Annotated in this window: 18 protein-coding genes; 6 read left to right on the top strand and 12 right to left on the bottom strand. The window is 60.5% G+C overall.

The features are described 5' to 3' along the window. Positions 1 to 41: 41 nt before the first annotated feature. Together mbnB and mbnC are read left to right on the top strand one after the other, a co-directional pair. Positions 42 to 857 (top strand): methanobactin biosynthesis protein MbnB, encoded by an 816-nt coding sequence (gene mbnB, locus HNQ59_RS09230; protein ID WP_184038135.1) that lies wholly within the window; start codon positions 42 to 44, stop codon positions 855 to 857. Continuing rightward, complete coding sequence (gene mbnC / locus HNQ59_RS09225; RefSeq protein ID WP_246490931.1) at positions 839 to 1,429, top strand: methanobactin biosynthesis protein MbnC; 591 nt, start codon at positions 839 to 841, stop codon at positions 1,427 to 1,429. Before mbnB ends, mbnC begins: the two co-directional genes overlap by 19 nt. 43 nt (positions 1,430 to 1,472) lie before the next feature. On the opposite strand, the gene HNQ59_RS09220 is transcribed toward mbnC, so the two are convergent. The 10 genes from HNQ59_RS09220 to phnF all read right to left on the bottom strand — a co-directional run bounded on the left by HNQ59_RS09220 (position 1,473) and on the right by phnF (position 13,225). Beyond that, positions 1,473 to 2,504 carry an NADP-dependent oxidoreductase gene (locus HNQ59_RS09220; protein ID WP_184038132.1) on the bottom strand — a complete coding sequence of 344 codons (1,032 nt, stop codon included), beginning with the start codon at positions 2,502 to 2,504 and terminating at the stop codon, positions 1,473 to 1,475. Between the two features lie 86 nt (positions 2,505 to 2,590). After that, positions 2,591 to 3,769, bottom strand: coding sequence for an iron-containing alcohol dehydrogenase (locus HNQ59_RS09215; RefSeq protein ID WP_184038414.1), 1,179 nt, complete (start codon positions 3,767 to 3,769; stop codon positions 2,591 to 2,593). 334 nt (positions 3,770 to 4,103) lie between these two features. Next, a complete protein-coding gene (locus tag HNQ59_RS09210; protein ID WP_184038129.1) occupies positions 4,104 to 5,492 on the bottom strand; it encodes an FAD-dependent oxidoreductase in 1,389 nt (462 codons plus the stop codon). 184 nt (positions 5,493 to 5,676) lie between these two features. Further along, positions 5,677 to 6,504: a phosphonoacetaldehyde hydrolase gene (phnX, locus tag HNQ59_RS09205; protein ID WP_184038126.1), complete on the bottom strand. Its 828-nt coding sequence runs from the start codon at positions 6,502 to 6,504 to the stop codon at positions 5,677 to 5,679. After that, complete coding sequence (locus HNQ59_RS09200) at positions 6,501 to 7,616, bottom strand: 2-aminoethylphosphonate--pyruvate transaminase (RefSeq protein WP_184038412.1); 1,116 nt, start codon at positions 7,614 to 7,616, stop codon at positions 6,501 to 6,503. Before HNQ59_RS09200 ends, phnX begins: the two co-directional genes overlap by 4 nt. An 80-nt stretch (positions 7,617 to 7,696) precedes the next feature. Continuing rightward, positions 7,697 to 9,394 (bottom strand): putative 2-aminoethylphosphonate ABC transporter permease subunit, encoded by a 1,698-nt coding sequence (locus HNQ59_RS09195; RefSeq protein WP_246490930.1) that lies wholly within the window; start codon positions 9,392 to 9,394, stop codon positions 7,697 to 7,699. Next, entirely contained in the window at positions 9,391 to 10,506 is a 1,116-nt protein-coding gene (locus HNQ59_RS09190; protein ID WP_184038408.1) for a putative 2-aminoethylphosphonate ABC transporter ATP-binding protein, read from the bottom strand. Before HNQ59_RS09190 ends, HNQ59_RS09195 begins: the two co-directional genes overlap by 4 nt. Before the next feature lie 117 nt (positions 10,507 to 10,623). Then, positions 10,624 to 11,223 (bottom strand): phosphonate degradation HD-domain oxygenase, encoded by a 600-nt coding sequence (locus HNQ59_RS09185; protein WP_246490929.1) that lies wholly within the window; start codon positions 11,221 to 11,223, stop codon positions 10,624 to 10,626. Between the two features lie 84 nt (positions 11,224 to 11,307). Then, positions 11,308 to 12,324 (bottom strand): putative 2-aminoethylphosphonate ABC transporter substrate-binding protein, encoded by a 1,017-nt coding sequence (locus tag HNQ59_RS09180; RefSeq protein WP_425491376.1) that lies wholly within the window; start codon positions 12,322 to 12,324, stop codon positions 11,308 to 11,310. Between the two features lie 172 nt (positions 12,325 to 12,496). Further along, the gene (gene phnF, locus HNQ59_RS09175; protein WP_184038121.1) at positions 12,497 to 13,225 is read right to left on the bottom strand and encodes a phosphonate metabolism transcriptional regulator PhnF; all 729 of its coding nucleotides are present in this window, start codon (positions 13,223 to 13,225) and stop codon (positions 12,497 to 12,499) included. Positions 13,226 to 13,751: 526 nt separating this feature from the next. Here phnF and HNQ59_RS09170 point away from each other — a divergent pair. The 3 genes from HNQ59_RS09170 to HNQ59_RS09160 are packed head-to-tail and all read left to right on the top strand — an operon-like array spanning position 13,752 to position 16,276. Beyond that, a complete protein-coding gene (locus HNQ59_RS09170; protein ID WP_184038118.1) occupies positions 13,752 to 14,174 on the top strand; it encodes a DUF6491 family protein in 423 nt (140 codons plus the stop codon). Positions 14,175 to 14,177: 3 nt separating this feature from the next. Continuing rightward, on the top strand, positions 14,178 to 14,864 hold the full coding sequence (locus HNQ59_RS09165) for a response regulator transcription factor (RefSeq protein ID WP_184038115.1): 687 nt from the start codon (positions 14,178 to 14,180) through the stop codon (positions 14,862 to 14,864). 56 nt (positions 14,865 to 14,920) lie between these two features. Then, entirely contained in the window at positions 14,921 to 16,276 is a 1,356-nt protein-coding gene (locus HNQ59_RS09160) for a HAMP domain-containing sensor histidine kinase (RefSeq protein ID WP_184038112.1), read from the top strand. A 48-nt stretch (positions 16,277 to 16,324) separates the two neighbouring features. Here the strand turns inward: HNQ59_RS09160 and HNQ59_RS09155 are convergent, their stop codons facing one another. Together HNQ59_RS09155 and aroA are read right to left on the bottom strand one after the other, a co-directional pair. Then, positions 16,325 to 16,840, bottom strand: coding sequence for a DUF2199 domain-containing protein (locus HNQ59_RS09155; RefSeq protein ID WP_184038109.1), 516 nt, complete (start codon positions 16,838 to 16,840; stop codon positions 16,325 to 16,327). Between the two features lie 125 nt (positions 16,841 to 16,965). Then, entirely contained in the window at positions 16,966 to 18,255 is a 1,290-nt protein-coding gene (gene aroA / locus HNQ59_RS09150; RefSeq protein WP_184038107.1) for a 3-phosphoshikimate 1-carboxyvinyltransferase, read from the bottom strand. Between the two features lie 137 nt (positions 18,256 to 18,392). Here aroA and cmk point away from each other — a divergent pair, with 137 nt between their 5' ends. Then, positions 18,393 to 19,067 carry a (d)CMP kinase gene (cmk, locus tag HNQ59_RS09145; RefSeq protein WP_184038104.1) on the top strand — a complete coding sequence of 225 codons (675 nt, stop codon included), beginning with the start codon at positions 18,393 to 18,395 and terminating at the stop codon, positions 19,065 to 19,067. Positions 19,068 to 19,138: the final 71 nt, after the last annotated feature.

Below are 19,138 nucleotides of genomic sequence, written 5' to 3'. Positions count from 1 at the left end.
GGGGTTCCGACAGTCTTTCCACACTTGGGTGTTCAAATATCATGCAGATCGGCTTCAATTTTACGTTGGGTGAAACCACCCCCATGGTGCAGCAATTGGCAAGGGAGGGGGCCATCGACTATGTCGAGTTGTTGATCGACAACTTCCTGCACGTTCCGGTGGCAGAGATGGCCGCCGCCTTTGATGTGCCGGTGGGGTTTCACATCATGTTCTCGCGCTTCATCGAGGTGGACGATGCCACGCTCGATACCTTCGCCGCCCAGCTCAAGCCGTTCATCGACACTTTGCAGCCCTTGTATGTGTCCGACCATATCGCCTATTTCACCCACCAGGGGCGGGCTTTGTTCCACCTGGGCGAGATCGACTATCAGGCTGATTTCGAGCGGGTGCGGGAGCGGATTCTGAAGTGGCAGGCGCTACTGGGGTGTCAGATGCATGTCGAGAACTACCCGTCGATTGTGGATGGCAGCGACGATGCGCCCATGTTTTTCGAGCGGCTGATGGCCGACACCGGCTGCGGCACCTTGTTCGATCTGTCCAACGCCGTCTGTGCGTGGCGCAATGGCGGGCCTTCGCTGCATGCCTGGCGCGAGGTCATGAAACAGGCTCGGCACTTCCATGTGTCCAGTTACAACACGGCCTTTGCCGATGACCGGGTGACTGTGGATTCGCATGATGGCCTGATGGCTGCCGATACGCTGGCCGGTCTGCGGGCATACCGCGACCTGATGGACAAGCCGGGGGCCACGCTTACCTATGAGCGGGATGAGAACATCCACTACGACAGCGTGCTGGAAGACCTGTTGAAACTACGTGAAATCTATGCCGAGGTGCCGACATGCGCTTCCCTTCCCTGACCGCCTTGCCGGATCGGATGATCCGCGATCGTGAGCTGTTGGATCAACTGATCGACCCGACGGCGCGGCAACGGCTCCCCCGCGACAGTCGTGCTTTCGTGCGGGTGGACATGAGCCTGCGCAACTATTGGCATACGCTGTTCGATGTATGCCCGGATCTGCTGGACATGGCCGACCCGGCTGGTGAGCAGATCTTTGACGGATTCATGGCCTGGGCTGCCGAGCAGCACCTGAGCATGGGGTGGCATTTCTATCTATGGGTGGGACGCTGGTTGGCGCAGTCGCCCTTCCAGCATCAGCTGACGGACGCGTTGCAGGAGCAGTTGATGGCGGCAGCGGCAGCCCGCTGGGCGGTGCTGGATCGCAGCCCACAGGTGGGCGTGGTGTTGGGTCGGGCGGCATCTACCGGCTGGGTTGTGGGTTGGAAGCCGAATTCGTTGTTGGCAGGGCGACGGGTCGAGCGTATCGAGGTGGATTCTGGCTTGCCCTCGCCAGAGGCCGATCTGGGGCTGTTCTACACAAACAGCTTCGAGTTGGATACCTTTCCTGGCTGGCAGGTGTTGCCTAAGTGAAAACGGCTGGTGGCCTGTGGGCCGCCAGCCTTGTCGTCATCGGTTACAGGTCGCGTGCGACTTGTACCACCACCTTACCGAAGTTGTCGCCTCTCAGCAGGCCGATCAGCGCTTGTGGCGCGTTCTCCAGGCCCTCCACGCAGTCTTCCAGCAACTTGACCTTGCCTTCGGCAACCCATTGGCTCATCTGTTGGAAGAATTCACCATAGCGATGCCAGTAATCATCGAACACGATGAAGCCTTGCATTCTGATGCGTTTGACCAGGATGGTCCTGGCCAGCAGGCTCAGGCGGTCCGGGCCGCCTGGCAGCGAGGTGGCATTGTATTGAGAGATCAGGCCGCAGACTGGAATCCGCGCTTTGGGGTTGAGCAGGGGCATCACTGCATCGAATACGGCCCCGCCGACGTTCTCGAAGTACACATCGATCCCGTCCGGGCAGGCTTGGGCCAGCTGTTGTGCAAAGTCAGGTGCGCGATGATCCAGGCAGACATCGAAACCCAGCTCTTCAGTGACATAGCGGCACTTTTTGTCGCCACCCGCGATGCCTACCACGCGGCAGCCTTGCAGCTTGGCGATCTGGCCAACCATGGAGCCCACCGCGCCGCTGGCGGAAGCCACGACCACTGTCTCACCAGCCTTGGGCTGGCCGATATCCAGCAAGCCCATATAGGCGGTGATGCCGGGCATGCCCAGCAGGCCCAGCGCGTAGGATGGGCGGGGCAGGGTATTGCCGAGCTTGGTCAGGTGGCTGCCGTGGGCAACGGCGTAGCTTTGCCAGCCGCTCATCGACAGCACCAGGTCGCCTGCCTGGAAATTCGGGTGATTGGAAACCTCTACCCGCGCTACGGTGCCGCCGACCATCACGCCATTCAGCGGAACCGGTGTGGCATACGACTCTGCATCACTCATGCGGCCACGCATATAAGGGTCGATCGACAGGTACAGCACTTTGAGCAGGACTTCATCCGGCCCAGGGGTGGGCATCGGCTGTTCGACCATGCGGAAATCTTCTGGTGTGGGCTCACCCACGGGGCGACGGTTCAATACGATCTGGTAGTTTACGAGGGCAGTCATGATTCGGGTGTTCCTGTCAAATGAGTCGGTGTGGGCCGATGGGTGGGCATACCCTGCCATCGGCGCTGTTTGTCCTGTGGGTCAGCTCATGCAGCCTGGTTTGCGGCGCCTAGCGCCAGGCTCAGAATGCGACGGCTGACGTCGGGTGTGATGTCCTGATGTTCGCCCAGCGCCACCATGCCGTGCTGGATCAATTGGGCGACGACTTCGTCGATGGCCCGCTCATCGAGGTCATAGTCCCGCAGCGTAGTGCCAATGCCCAATGATTCGAAGAACTGGCGAGTACGGGCAATGGCTTCGTCAATGCGCTCGGCATCGTCACCCGTGGTGATGTGCCAGACCCGCTCTGCATACTGCAGCAGCTTGGCGTGCTTGGTATGGCGCTGCACTTGCATCAGCGCGGGCAGCACCATGGCCAAGGTGCGGGCGTGGTCGATGCCATAGCGTGCGGTCAGCTCATGGCCGATCATATGGGTCGCCCAGTCCTGCGGGACACCGGTGGCCAACAGGCCATTCAGCGCCAGCGATGCCGTCCACATCAGATTGGCCCGCTGTTGATAATCCGGCTGGTCAGCCAGTGCGCCTGGTGCCAGCTCGATCAAGGTCTGCAACAGGCCTTCCGCGAAGCGGTCCTGCGCCATGGCCTGCACGGGATAGGTCAGATACTGCTCGATGATATGGACAAAGGCATCGGCCAGGCCATTGGCGATCTGCCGTTTGGGCAGGGTGTATGTCCGGGTCGGGTCCAGAACGGCGAATTGGGCATAGACATGCGGGCTGTTGAAGGGCCGCTTGCTATGCGTGGCGCGACGGGTAACCACGGCGTTGCAGTTGGTTTCCGAGCCCGTGGCGGGCAGGGTCAGCACGACCCCCAGCGGCAGGGCGCGGGTGACTGCTTTGCCCCAGCTGGTGAGGATGTCCCATGGATCACCATCGAACACCGCTGCTGCTGCCACGAATTTGGTGCCATCGATCACCGAGCCACCGCCCACGGCCAGCAGATAGTCGATCTGCTCACGTTTGACCTGCGCAACAGCCTCCATCAACGTCTCATAGGTCGGGTTGGGCTCGATGCCATTGAACTCACTGACCTGACGGTTGCCCAACGCCTGGCGCACCAGATCGAGCGTGCCATTGGTCTTGGCGCTTTGGCCGCCCAGCAGCACCAGCACCCGGGCATTGGTTGGGATCAGCTGGTCGAGTTGTTGAATGGTGTCTTGGCCAAACACAACTTTGGTCGGATTGTGAAACACAAAATTCTGCATCATACAACTCCCTGATTAGACCGGTCGTCTAGAGTGGTTTGACATGGCGTGGTAGCTCATGTCGATGCTGATCAGCACCCCAGACAACACCGGAAAGTGATAGGCCCTGGCAAGTCGATTGCATCTGCGCCGGCTTGCAGCAAGTGGCGATGGGAGGCACTATACGTAAAATTAGACCGGTCGTCTAGAAAAATTTGAAATGCAGATTTGACCCCAATCAAGGGATGCCGATCCCACCGATCATTGCATCCTTCAAGGATGGTCTTGGGGGGCGTGCCGCACCCATCAGCGCGGCTTGCCATCTACATCATTGCTACTGGCAGCGGGAGCCTGTTCAGCCCGACTTGCCCGCGCTGGCTGCCAGCCGAGAGAGGCGTTCATCCAGCCATGCCACCGGGTGCTGCCTGTCCTCTGCCCGCTCCTTACGGCGGATGGCTTGGCGAATCAGCATGGCGCCAGCCCAGCGGATCGGCTCGGGTGGATACTGGCGAATCGGCCCCCCGAACAGCGGTGAGCGTGTCCAGGCATTGTCCAGCCCTAGCAGTCGTGCGCTGAGCAGGGTGCCGCCCAGATAGCTCTGCACTACGCCATTGCCCGAGTAACCAGCGCCATATAGCACATTCGGCTGATCCGGCAGGTGCCCGAAGAAGGGAAAGCCGCTGACCGAGCGATCCGACGCGCCTGTCCAGCTGGCGGCCACCGTGGTGTGGGCCAGCTCAGGGAAAAAGTGGTGCAGGCGCTGGCGCAGCGGGTGTTGATATTGGCTGGGTTGATCGAATGCAGCCAGATAGCGGTTGCCAAATGCGATGCGATTGCCCCCTTTGCCCAGCATCAATCGACCATCCGCCGTGCTGCGCCAGTAATGGACAAAGGTGCGCAGGTCACAGACTGACTGGCCATGCTGCAGGCCTAGCTTGGTGATCAGATCTGGTACTGGTTCGGTGATGATCATGTCGGAGGACACCAGCACCATGCTGCGGGCCAAGCCGGGAACCAGGTTCGGCAGGTGGGCGTTGACGGCCAGCACCACCTGCCGTGCAGTGATCTGTCCCTGCCCGATTTCGAGCCGGATCGGGTCGCCACGATGCAAGCGCCTCAGCGGTGTGTGCTCGTGGATACGGATGCCCATCGCCAGCGCAACCCGCCGCAGCCCGCGCACCAGCTTGGCCGGTTGGACGCTGCCGGCGGCGGCGCTATACCAGCCCTGGTGCAGGCGGGTGCTGCCGGTCAGCTGGTGGCAGCGGGCGTCATCCAGCGCCTGCCAATGACTGAGATCCAGCCGACTCAGGCTGGCCATCACCTCGTCCAGCCGACCGGTCTGCGCAGGGTTGCTCGCGGCATAGATAGCCCCGCCCAGCCGTAACTCCGCATCGATCTGGTGCCTGGCACAGAATTGCGCGATGTCGAACACTGCTTGTTCAGAGGCCGAGATCAGCCTGCGTGCCTCGGCGGCACCGACATGATCGGCCAGTGAAGGGTATTTGGTGGACCAGGTCAGCAGGCAGCCGCCGTTACGGCCCGATGCTCCGCCACCGCAGATGTCCTGTTCGATGATGACGATACGCAGATCAGGCCGGGCCTGTTTGGTCAGGATGGCCGTCCACAACCCGGTGAAGCCGCCACCGACGATGCAGAGGTCGGTGTGGGATTCGCCTTGTAGGGGCGGGCATGCTTCACCGGGGTGGATGGCCAGGGCCTCAGCGAGCCAGAAGGGTCGTTGCATGGGGGTGCCTCGTGAAAAACGGTTCCTATCGTGGGGGCTCTGGATGGGCTGCCAACGCGCCCGGCAAAGCAGGCCCCTGCTGGGCCGCGCCGACTCTGGGGCAATCTGTACGGCCCCCGCCCGCATGGCGCGCCATGCGGCGTGTGCAATGCAGGTCTTGCCCCAGCGCCTGATTCAGCGTGGGCTACGCGCCCGTGACGACAGCACCTTTGCGCAGCTGCTGGTCGATCCAGTCCAGCACCTCGGGCAGGTCATTCAGTGTGTCGATCACAAAATGAGCGCCCGCCTGTTTCAACTGCGCCACTGCTGGGGCACGTCGCTCGGCCTGCTGTGCCGGGGTCAGCGCAAACCATGCCTCGGCAGTGAGCCCGACCGCATTGCCGCTGGCCGCGAGCCCGACTGTCCACATGCCGGCGCGTAGCCCCTCTTCAATGCCGGGGACGGTGTCATCCACCTTCACGCAGTGTCGGACGTCACCGATGCCCAGCGCCAGTACGTTCGCCAGTGCCATCCATGGCCCAGGCCGGCCACCGGCGGGCAGGTCGTCGGTGGCGACGGTATGGTCGGGCTGGTAACCACGAGCGGCGGCAATGGGCAGCAGCGCATCCATCACCACACGTGGGTAACCCGAGCAACTGCCGATCTTCAGGCCCTCACGCCGCAAGGTCTGGATGGTTTCCAATGCACCGGGGATCAGCTGGGAGTAGTCCCCGACCTGCTTGACCTGCAACGGCAGGAATTGGTGGTAGAGCCGATCGACATCGGCATCGGTCATGGGGCGGCCCATCTGCTGCTGCCAGCGTTCAGCAACCGTCGGCAGCTGGCCCAATGCCTGGATGTGATCCCACTTGGCCAGCCCCATCGGAACCCGTGCTTCCTCCAGGGTGACTGGCACGCCGACGCTGGCGAAGACATCCAACAAGACGCGCGTGGGCGCGAATGAGCCGAAATCCACGACGGTTCCTGCCCAGTCGAAAATCACTGCTTCCAATTGTTGATAACGTGTGCTCATGCTGTGGTCTCCTGATTGATCCAGCCCAACTGTTGCAAAATGCGGCCGATGGCGGCCACCGCCTGTTCGATCTCCGCCTGGTCGATGGCGCCGATGCAGCCGACACGGAAGGTTTCGATCTGGGTCAGCTTCCCAGGGTAGAGAATGAAGCCTTGCGCACGCACGGCTTCATAGAATGGGCGGAATTGGTAGCCTGGGTGTGCAGGGGCGTGAAAGGTCAAAATGATCGGCGCCTGGGCGGCCTCTGGCAGAAATGGGCGCAAGCCCAGCTTGCGCAGGCCATTGCGCAGGCAGTCGGCATTGTGCTGGTAACGTGCCAGGCGCGCGGCCTGGCCGCCTGCCTGCAGGTATTGATCCAACGCGGCACGCAGCGCCGCCACCACATGGGTCGGTGGGGTGTAGCGCCATTGGCCGGTCCGTTGCATGTATTCATATTGATCACACAGATCCATCGCCAGCGAATGCGACTGCCCCTTGCTGGCCAGCAAGGCCGCCCGGTTGGCGATTACGAACCCCATGCCGGGCACGCCTTCCAGGCATTTGTTGCTGGAGGCGATGATCGCCTGGATGGACAAGCTACGCAGGTCGATCGGCAGTGCACCGAAGGAGGACATGGCATCGACGATCAGCTGTCTGCCAGCCTGGGCGACCACCTCGGCGATCTCGGTCAAGGGGTTCAGCAGGCCGGTGCTGGTTTCACAATGGATCAGCCCGACATGGGTGATGGCCGGGTCGGCAGCGAGCCTCCCGGCAACATCGGCAGGGCTGGGGGGGGTGTCGTCCGCTGTCTCCAGCACGCACACCTGGCGGCCAATCACCTCTGCAGCTTGAGCCATGCGTTTGCCATATGCGCCATTGACCAAGACCAGCAGCTTGCCGGTGCGCGGCACCAGATTGCCGATGGCCGCTTCGACCGCAAACGTGCCCGAGCCCTGCAGGGGGACGCAGACATGGCTGGCTTCGCCATGCACAATGGCCAGCAGATCGTGGCAGACCGAAGCGGTGAGCTGGTTGAAGCTGGTATCCCATGATCCCCAATCATGCAGCATGGCTGTTTTGGTGGTCAGGCTCGTCGTCAGCGGGCCGGGGGTCAGCAGAATCGGTTCTCTCATCATGCGTCCAGTCATCTAGATGTGTTTTGGTTTTCAAAAAAACCGGGCAAGGCCCGGCCTGTGTAAACAATGGGTATCGATCAGCCAGCCTGCCGCCAGCGCATCGAGCGGCGGGCAACGCCGCGTGTCAGCAGGTTGAACACCAGGCAGGCCAGTAGGTTGGCTGCCACGATCAAGGTCGCCATGGCGGCAGCGGCAGCGGTATCGCCAGCGTCATCCATCTGCACCACGGCAATGGCCGCCAGCGGGTGCTCAGGGGTATACAGCAGCACGACGGCGGACACCGTGGTCATGGCGGATACAAAGAAGTAGCGGGCCATGTCCAGCAACGCGGGCAAAGAGGCTGGTAGTGTGACCCGCCACAATGTCCGCCAGCAGCTGACGCCAAGCGATGCCGCCACGGCTTCCAGCTCACCATTCAGCTGCTTCAGGCTGGTGACAGCAGTGAGGTGGGCGGTGGTATAGAAATGGGCGATGGTACAGATCACCAGCAAGGGCAGCGTGCCATACAGGCCATGCAGGGGGTTGCCAGGGGCGTTGAAGAAAAAGATGTACCCCAGCCCCAACACCAGGCCCGGTACCGCCATCGGCAACATGGCCAGGGCCTGGATGCTCTGGCGGGCAAAGCGGGGTAATGGCAGGCGCTCGGTGAGCCAAGCGCCGATCAGGACCACCATGGTGCCCACCACGGCGGCCACGCCAGCCAGCGTCAGGCTTTGGGTGAAGGCCAGCCAGCCCTCGCCATCCACATTGTCGAAGTCGAAATGCGCCAGGGTCGGGGTCAGCTGATACGGCCAGCTCTTGATGAATGCCGCCCCAATGGCAGTGCCCAGCATGCTGCACAGTGCCAGGCTGACCAGCAGGCAAAAGCCCGTGGCCAAGGCCACCAGTGCAGGATGGCGGATCGCTTGCAACGGCTCGGCCCGATTGGCCAGGGCAAGCTGTTGGCGGCGAGCCACCAGCCGATCGATCACAAACGACAGCAGGGCAGGTAGCAACAGCAACAAGCCGATGGCTGCACCACGTGGGAAATTCTGTTGCCCAACCACCTGCTTGTAGATATCGACCGACAGCACCGCATACTGCCCGCCAATTACCTTGGGCACGCCAAAATCGGTGATGGCCAGCGTGAACACCAGCAGGCTGGCCGAGATCAGGCCATAGCGGGCGCTGGGCAAGGTGATGGTCAGAAAGCGCCGGATCGGCCCCGCGCCGAGGGTGGTGGCCGCTTCGTACAGGCGCCGATCACCGATGGCCAGCGTGGTCATCAGCACCATCAGCGCATGGGGCAGGGTGTAGAACACCTCTCCCAGCACGATGCCGGGCAGGCCGTAGACCTGGCCATCAGGCAACCAGCTCTTCAGCAGGCCTTGATGACCAAACAGATAGACCAGCGCGATGCCCGGCAGCAGCGATGGCGCCAGCAATGGCAGCAACATGACCAGGCGGAAGCCTGCTTTGCCGGGCAGTGCCACCCGCTGCAGACAGGCTGCAAAGGCGAATGCGATCGGGATCACCACCAGCGTGGTGGCCGTGGCTGCAATCAAGCTCTGGCGGGCGGCCTGGGCGAATCCAGGTTGCTCGAACAACGACTGGAATACGGCCAGGCTGACTTGATCCTGCGGTAAGAACGCCTGCCCGAGGATAGCGGCCAATGGCAGACCGATTGCCACCGCCAGCAAGCCGACCCACAGCCAGCTGGTGCCTTGGGCGGCCAGCATGGCGCCATCCCAGCGCGGCGCCTTGTGGGGGGCGGGCAGTGAAAGCGTGGTGGTCATGGCCGTGGCTCGCTTTCGAACAGCAGTTGGCTGGCATCCGGCAGCGAGATGGTGACGCGTTGCTGGCGGGCGATTGCCTGCGTGAAAAAGGTCTGGTGCCCGATATCGGCCAGCACCGTCTGTTGGCCCCAGGCCGGTACGTGCAGGTGCAGGCGGTAGATCGGCCCCAGCAGCTCGATGCGCTGGATGTCGGCAAGGGCGGTCGCGACGCCGGCGGCAGGCCAATTCGGGTGCAGCACGATATGCTCAGGGCGGCAGAACAGCTCGATCTGCCCTTGCGCGTTGATTGGTGGCAGCACCGCTGGGCGGGGCAAGGTCAATTCACCCAGCTGCAACTGATCGTTGCCGACAGGCCGGGCGTGCAGCCAATTCCCCTGTCCGACAAAGCTGGCCACGAAGCGGGTGGCGGGCTGGTGATAAATCTCGGCTGGCGTGCCGATCTGTTCGATACGGCCTTGATGCATGACGACGATACGATCCGCCATGGTCAACGCTTCTTCCTGATCATGGGTCACCATGATGGTGGTGATGTTCAAGGTGTGTTGCAGGGCCTTGATTTCCTGCCGCAGGTGCTGGCGAACCTGCGCATCGAGTGCTGACAGCGGTTCATCCAGCAACAGCAGGCTGGGGGAAGTGGCAAGCGCACGGGCCAGGGCCACGCGCTGCTGCTGGCCGCCGGATAGCTGCGCCGGGTAGCGGTCGGCTATGGCATCCAGATTGATCAGTGACAGCAGCGAGCGGATTCGTTGCTGGCGGGTGGCCCGTGGCCCCTGCAGGCCATAGCCGATGTTGTCCGCCACCGTCAGATTCGGGAACAGCGCATAGGACTGGAACACGATTCCGTAATCACGCTGCCCAGGTGGCAGCTGGGTGACATCACGGCCATTCATGACGATTCGCCCGCTGTCGGGGCGATCCAGACCGGCGACCTGGCGCAGCAGCGTGGTCTTGCCGCAACCGGACGGGCCCAGCAGGCAGACGAATTCCCCTTTGTGGACGACCAGATCGATACCGGCCAGCACCGTCAGCGCACCAAACCGTTTGGAAAGCTGATCGATGGCCAGGAACGGGGCTTGTGGTGTTTCCGCTTCCTGGCTGTGGGCAGGTTTCATCCAGGCAAGTAGATCATTTTTCATGGGTGAATCACCAGATTTCATTGACATGTTTCAGGGGGCGTGCCGGATCGCGTCTTGGTACAGGGCTGGTGGGTGGCAACAGGCTGGATGGGGTCATGACATCGAATCAGCCGCGCACAAGGGCTTGGCGAGGGCCAGGAAATGCTTCAATGTGGGGGTGGGCAGGTTGGGCACTTTGGCCTCATCATCGAACCGGCGCACCAGGATGGCCGCTTCAGCATGGGGGCGCTGGCGGAATCGGCTTGCCGCCTCGTCATCCATCGGCCCGCCTTGCAGTGCCAGCGACTGTTGCGAGGCCAATGACAGCCCGGCCAGATAGCCTGGCTCGGTCGCACACAGATAGCGCTTAGCGGCCACATGCAGCGCAATCGGCTGCCAGACCGCCGGGCCGAACAACGCCTTCAATGCATTGGCGCCGATGGCTTCATGATGGTCATCGATGCCATTCGCCAGATCGTCATCCTGCTGCCCTGCCACCAGGTGGCCGATGTCGTGCAACAAGGCGGCGATGATCACCTCTGGCGATGCATCCGCCTGTTCCGCTGCATGGGCCGCCTGCAAGGCATGTTCGAGTTGGCTGATGGCTTCGCCGCCATAGGCTGTGCTGCCCTGGGTGATCAGGCAGGTACGGATGGCATCGAGGTCGGTGAAGACAAAGGATGGTGTGGTGGTCATGCTACTGGCGTCTGACATGATTCGAATTCCGGCGGATGATGAAGACCGGACAGCTGGGGCGGGCTGTCGAACCTGGCCCCATGCTGCCTGGGCAGGTCTGAATTACTTCTTGGGCTCGGATTTGCTGTCGTAACGCTTGGCCCACTCTGCCAGAATGCGGTCGCGTTGACCGGCAGACCAGCGCAGGTCCTGCTTGATCAGCAGTTGTTCATAATTGGCGGGAATGTGCGGGTTGGGCTTGGCCACGCCAGGCATGGCGACCACAGCAAAGTTCTTCTCATATAGCTCATTGGCCGGGCGCGACGCGGCCCAGTCAGCCAACTTCCTGGCGGCATCGATGTTGCGGCTGCCTTTCATGATCGCGGTGGCTTCTACATCCCACCCCAGCCCTTCCTTGGGGAAGATCACATCGATCGGCGCGCCGCCTTCCTTCAGCTTGGCTGCCCGGTATTCAAAAGAGATGCCGATCGGGAACTCACCCGCCGCAGCCTGTTTGCATGGCTTGGAGCCAGAATGGGTGTACTGCGCGATGTTCTCATGCAGCTTGTCCATATAGGTCCAGCCCTCTTTTTCACCAAACAGCTTCAGCCAAGCAGTGACATCAAAATAACCGGTGCCGCTCGATGCCGGGTTGGGCATCACGATTTTGCCCTTGTATTCAGGCTTGAGCAGATCCCGCCAGCTCTCCGGCTTTTTCAGGCCCAGCTTGGCTGCCTCAGCGGTGTTGAAGCAGATGGCACTGGCCCAGACATTCATGCCGACCCAGGCAGGGGGCTGGCTATCATCCACATAGCCACTGCTGAGCTTTTCCAGATCTTTGGGCGAATAGCCTTGCAGCATGCCTTCCTTTTCCAACACCAGCAACGATGAGGCTGCCACACCCATCACCACGTCGGCTTGCGGGTTGGCTTTTTCGGCCAGCAGCTTGGCGGTGATGATGCCAGTCGATTCGCGGACAAACTTCAGCTTGATGTCCGGATAGGTTTCTTCGAATTTCTGTTGGTAAGCCTTGATCTGATCGGCTTCCAATGCGGTGTATACAGTCAGCGTGGTGTTGGCATGGCTGGCGGCGGCCAGTAATGCGACAGCAGCGGAACACAGGCGGGCCAAGAGGCGCATGTCGGTCATCCTTGATCGGTAGTGGATGGTGGGCAGTATATCGATCGAAGATGACGGCTTTGTGACATCTAGATGTCTTTTAAATTCATTTTAAAATCAGATGTATATAGAAATGGTAGCAGATGGCCCAGGCGGGGTGGGCCATCACATATACATCGTCGGGCAGGGTCGCTCAGTCCGGCTCAATCACCACCTGAACCGCATGGCCATTGAATCGTGTGATGCCATACTCGATGCGTACGCCATCGGCATCCGCGTAAACGCTTTCAACATAGAGAACCGGCTGGGTCTTGGGCTGTTGCAGCGCCTTGGCGACGCGGCTGGAAGGCAGGCGGGCGCTGATCCGGCTCAATACCCTGGAGAAACGGTCGATGCCGATGGCGGCAAAGGCCGCAGCTGTGCTGGTGTGGGTGCGGTAGTTGTCGGCAAAACCCTCAAAGCGAGGCAGCGGGAAATACTGTGTGCAGACGCTGACCACCTTGTCATCGGCCAGATCCAGTGACTCCACCCGCAGCACCGGGGACGCCACCGGCAAGTCAAGCAAGTGAGCCACATCGGCGCTGGCCAACTCGGTTGCGCAAGATTGGATGGCCACATCGCCCAACATATGTTGACGGGCCAGGCTGTGTGAAAAGCGGCTTGAGCGACCCAGCCGATAGTCGATCATGTCCTCCTGCACAAAAGTGCCCCGCCCATGCTCGACCCGCACCAAGCCTTTGGCCTGTAGCGACTGCACGGCCTGGCGGACGGTATGGCGGTTGACATGGAAACGATCGGCCAGCTGTTGCTCATTCGGCAGCCGCCCTTGAAGTCGGCCTTGCAGGATATCGTCATTCAATGCCGCTTCGATACTGATCCAAAGCGGTGTGCCGGCAGGCCGGCTGGCGCGGATTTCGCTCATTTTTATCGTGATGGGTGGTGAAGATGCTGATACAAGGGTAACGGATTTCAGATGACAGCCATATGAAATGACGTTGTGCTGATGCGGGATGCTTGGTTTTGGTGCGTGCGACAGCCTGTCAAGAGGTGGATGGTTAATATTTGTTAATGTTGCGTTGACCGTTTGGCAATCTGCCCGGCGGCATACTGCCAACCATCAACCCCATCTTGGGCGACCGGGTTGGTGCTGTGCGACACCGAGGAGCGGGCCGCACAGCTATCGAATTCCGCCGTCAGCCTATTTATGTGTGTGGCGGCTTCAGTCTGTCGGAGTCTAGAGCGAGGTCCGATATTTTTTGGGTGTCTGGGGTTCCAGCACCCATTTTTTCGTCCGGAATCCGCCTGGGCTGCGCTGTCCCGATTGACGGTTCTTGCGGCATCAGCTATTGCATAAAGCATCGGAGTGCTGGAACAATCATGCAGGATTGTGCCATATGCTCGGGTTTTGGCAGCCTGTTGCCTGTTTGTGGTTCACGAGATGGTTGTACATGAAAGTAAAACAACGTCTGATATTCTTGATGATGAGTGTGCAGGGCCTGACTTGGGCCGACCAGCCGCCCGCCCCGGACGAAGGCGTCCAGCGGACGCAGATCCGTGCTGCGCAGCTATATGGCTGGCGACCGATCGACAGTGAGCATCTGCTGTTGTGGACGGGCAAGGAAGAGGTCTGGCGCTTGGCTGTGATGCCGCCCTGCCCACCATTGGAGCGGGCCCGCCATATCACTGTCACCGCTGATCGTCGGCATATCAAGGTGGGGCGGGATCGGGTACAGATTGAAGACCAGGAGTGCCTGATCCGTGAGCTGGCCTTTCCGGACTTCCCTGAGCACAAAAAGCGCCCGACACCCAAAAAAGGGTATATGGCCACCTTGTTCGTCGAGAGCCCTGCCGACCAGAAAGGGTCCAAATAGTCGATGCGGCTGTTACTGGTCGAAGATCAAGCAGACACGGCTGAATTCGTGTTGAAGGCGTTGCGCGAGGCAGGCCATGCTGCGGATTGTGCGCAGGATGGCAAAGAGGGTCTGTTTCTGGCCACGACCGAGCCCTACGACGCCATCATTCTGGATCGCATGCTGCCCAAGGTGGACGGCCTGACCGTGTTGCGCACCCTGCGCGCCTCGGGTATCGGCGTGCCGGTCTTGATCCTGTCCGCGCTGGGCGAGATCGATGATCGGGTGGAAGGTTTACGCGCTGGTAGTGATGACTATCTGGTCAAACCTTTCTCCACCATCGAGCTGATCGCGCGCCTGGATGCCATCACCCGTCGCCAGACGCCTGCCGGTGAGCCGGACAGCCACATGCTGCGGGTGGCCGATCTTGAGCTGAACCGCCTGTCGCGTGTGGTCAAGCGGGGGAGTCGCGTCATCGAGCTGCAACAGCGTGAATATCAGCTGTTGGAGTACCTGATGCGCCATGCTGGGCAGGTGGTGACCCGCACCATGCTGCTGGAGTCGGTGTGGGATTACCATTTCGACCCAGGCACCAATGTCATCGATGTCCACGTCAGCAAGCTGCGCGCCAAGATCGATCAAGCGGGCCTGCCCAGCCTGCTGCAGACGGTACGCGGCGCAGGTTATCGCTTGGCGTTGGCCGATCACTGACACCATCTCCTGCATCCGATGGCTGTCTCCATAATGCCTTTGCGCCCTGGCAGGTCATGATTCGAATCAATCCTTTCACCCGGTTTGTGATTCTGCTGCCGACCACTTTGTTGCTTGGTGTGACATTGTTTGCGTCGGTGAGCTACCGCGAGACGCGCAACGCGATGATTGCGGAATTCCAGGCGGCCTTGCGTGAAGAGATCACCGCGCTGGAAACCATCTACCAACAACAAGGCCACAAAGCCTTGATCGAAGTGGTGACGGCGCGTGCCAAAGCCAATACTGGCGAGTCACCCAACGAGACGGTGGCGGTGTATCTGCTGACGGATGCCAAAGGCAGGAAACTGGCCGGCAATCTGGCTGCATGGCCCGCCACGGCGCAGGCGCAGGATGAGAGCTCTTTGCAATTCGTTGATCCGTTGACGGGCGATACGGTTGTTGCCGTGGTGTTCCTGTTGTACGCCGACCAGCGACTGTTGGTGGGGCGGCGGGCCTTGTTCGAGCATGTGGGGCGCCATTTGTGGGAAAACTATGCGCTGCTGGTGGCCTCTGCGCTGGTGGTGTCGTTATTGAGTGGCTGGGCCTTTACCAGCGGCTTGCGACAGCGCCTGGGGCGTATCAGCGCCACCGCTGAGCGGATTCGTCATGGGCACATGAATGAGCGGATTCCCGAAACTCGAAGCGATGATGAGATCGAACGGCTGGTACGCCAGTTGAACCGCATGCTGGATCAGGTCGAGAGCCTGATGCAACATGCCAGGACCACATCCAGTGCCATAGCACACGATCTGCGCCACCCGATCAGCCGCCTGCGGAACGAGCTGGAGCTATTGGCGGACGAGGCGGGCGAGACGCCAATGCGGGATCGGCTGGAGTCGTTGCAAGGTGATATCGATCATATCTTGAAGGTCTTTCAGGCCGTATTGCGCCTGGGTCGCCTGGAGGCGGGTGCCTACGCCTTGCAATTCGAGGACACCGATCTGGCAGAGTTGGTCAGCGATGCTGTCTCGCTCTATGAGCCCATTGCCGAGGCGCAGGGGCGTGCCATCCTGCTGCAGACCTTGGCCGGCAGGACCGCAGTGGATCGGGATCTGATTTTCCAGGCCGTGGCCAATCTGATCGACAATGCCCTACGTTATGGCGCTGGTGACGTTGAAGTCAGCGTGGCGCATCACAATATCAGCGTTCGCGATCATGGCGAGGGGATACCCGAGGCGGATCGTGAGCGGGTGCTGCAGCCTTTTGTCAGGCTGGATGACAGCCGCAGCATGCCGGGCTCGGGTCTTGGGTTGACACTGGTGCGTGCCATTGTGGAAAGTCATGGTGGGCAGCTGTCGCTGGACGATGCCCAGCCAGGGCTGCGTATCAACCTGACCTTGCCTGGTGCGGTGGGTGCACGCGTTGCCCCGTGAGGTCATCCACACAGCGTGGACGGAGATCGCCAGGGCACCATCGCCGGTCTACGGCATTTCACCTTCGGCATGCATCAAGGCTTCGGCCAGGGCTTGCACCCTGGTCAGGTCAACGCCATCACGTTGTTCCAGATACAACGGATGATCGCAGGGTAACAATTCGACAAAAGGTCGGTGCCCGACAGGGCGGGTGTGCACCTTGACCTTCAGCCGTAGGGTACTGGGGTAGCAGGGCAGGGATGTGCACAGCCAGCCGTCATAAGGGGGCTCGACCTCGCGGCCTGCGGTCTCCCACAGCTCGTTGGCCCTGCCAAAGTCAGCTTTGCTCAATGACACCCAGACCAGCCAGGAAAAGGGTTCGGCTTCGCCATTCAAGGGGATTTCAAGCCGACCGAGAATGAAGAAGTAGTGTCCATCGACAATGCATTGGTCCGAGGACAGCACCGCGCGTTCCTCTCGCTCGGCCTCGGGAAGCGCCAGCCACACATCGGGTGCGACGGCGCCATAGCTTGTCGGGAGCGTGGCGTGGTAGGCGCCACAGGTATTGCATTGATATCCAGGCATGGTGTTGCTGCTCAATTCAAACGGTACGCGGTCTGTATGTCCCACCAGACCGGCTGAGCCGGGTCTGACATCTGCCAGGCCCGGTCAGGAAGAGACAATCCTAAAGGCCCTTCTGGGGCCTTCGGTCAGCGAAGGCTGACACTATCCAATACAGAGAAATAGTTCGGGAAGGTTTTTCCGACGCATTTCGGATCATTGATGACAACCGGTATGCCGCCCAGCGCAACCAGCGAGAAACACATGGCCATCCGATGATCATCATAGGTATCGATGACTGCGTTGGGTGTCAAGCTGTCAGGCGGCGTGACGCTGATATAGTCCGCGCCTTCCTCGACCTGCGCCCCCACCTTGCGAAGCTCGGTTGCCATGGCTGCCAAGCGATCGGTTTCTTTGACCCGCCAGCTGGCGATGTTCCGGATCGTCGTCGTGCCATCTGCAAACAGCGCAGCCACCGCAATGGTCATGGCGGCATCCGGGATATGGTTCAAATCCACATCGATGGCGCGCAGCCGCCCGTTGCCGCTGGCTTCGATCCAATTGTCCCCTTTGGTGATGGTGGCGCCCATCAAGGCCAGCGTGTCTGCAAATTTCACATCACCTTGGATGCTGTCGTTACCCACCCCCAGCACGCGAACCGGGCCACGGCCAATGGCACCTGCTGCCAGGAAATACGATGCGGAGCTTGCATCCCCCTCGACATGCACCGTGCCGGGCGAGGCATAGCGTTGATTGCCAGCAATATGAAAGCTCGCCCAATCCTGGCGTGTCACCTCAACCCCAAAGCGGCGCATCAGATTCAAGGTGATTTCGATATACGGTTTCGAAATCAGTTCCCCCACCACCCGGACGGTGGCTGCTTTACCCAGCAAAGGCAACGCCATCAACAAAGCAGTCAGAAATTGACTGGAGACATTGCCCTTCACCGACACATCCACTGGATCACCGACCTTGGCAGGGTGGATGGCCAGCGGGGGAAAGCCATCATTACCCAGGTAATCGATCTGCCCACCCAGCTGTCGAAGCGCATCGACCAAGTCCCCAATGGGTCGCTCATGCATGCGGGGAACGCCAGACAGCTCATAGTGCCCACCAGCCAGCGCCAGTGCCGCAGTCAACGGGCGAAATGCAGTGCCGGCATTGCCCAGGAACAATTTGGCCTCATTGACGGGAATCCGGCCTGCCGCGCCATGCACAACAAAATCACGTGTTCCAGGGCGTTGCTCCCATTGAATGCCCAGCGTGGTCAATGCCTCTAGCATACGTTGTACGTCATCTGAATCCAGCAGGCCCTTCACTTCGGTACGACCCTCGGCCAGTGCCGCAAGCAGCAGGGTACGATTGGAAATACTTTTGGAGCCGGGCAGTTCGACAGATCCTTGAATTCGCGAAATCGGGTGCAGCAGTAGGGTTTCCATTGATAATGTCAGTCTTGATAAAAGGCTATTGGCATGCGAAAACCGGTATCATAGCCGGTTGATCTGTTGGCCGATAGATGTGTTTGGATCGGGCTGCAGGGGTAGTTCGAAATAGGATCGAATAGGAAGGACTGTAATTGAATACCGTACCGGTCATCGCAATTGATGGCCCGTCTGCCTCGGGTAAAGGCACAGTGGCCCAGCGGGTAGCCCAACGTCTGGGTTGGCACTATCTGGACAGTGGGGCCATCTATCGGCTGGCGGCACTGGCTGCAATCCAGAAAGGCGTGGCGCTGACCGATGAGCCGGCGTTGGCCAAGCTGGCGCGTCACCTCGACATAAGTTTCGCGCACAACCATATCTATCTCGATGGTGAAACTGTCGATGATGCTGTGCGTGCAGAAGAAACCGGCAACGCGGCTTCCGCCATCGCAACCTTGCCGGCATTGCGAGCAGCACTGCTGGATCGCCAGCGCGCTTTCCGGCAAGCACCTGGTTTGGTTGCTGATGGCCGTGATATGGCCTCGGTGGTGTTCACTGATGCGAAAACCAAAATCTACCTGACTGCGACAGCGGAAATCCGTGCTCAACGGAGATATCGCCAATTATTGGAAAAAGGCTTGCTGGAACAGGCGGATAATGCTATATTCGACAGGATTTTGCAGGATATTCGCGACCGTGATGCGCGAGATTCGGCGCGCACCGTAGCTCCCTTGCAACAGTCTACGGATGCTGCATTGCTCGATACGACCGAGCTTGGCATTGATGAAGCAGTCAATCAGGTACTCGCCCTCCATCACCGCAATCCGTAAATCATCCCGAAAATATTAGGGTCGACACGGCCGGGCTGTTCAGCCGGCCGTTCGGTTTTATTAACTTACCG

Source organism: Chitinivorax tropicus (genome assembly GCF_014202905.1).
In the GTDB taxonomy this organism is placed as follows: Bacteria; Pseudomonadota; Gammaproteobacteria; order Burkholderiales; family SCOH01; genus Chitinivorax; species Chitinivorax tropicus.
Note: the sequence above shows the minus strand (reverse complement) of the source record. Positions and strands in the feature narration are given on the sequence as shown.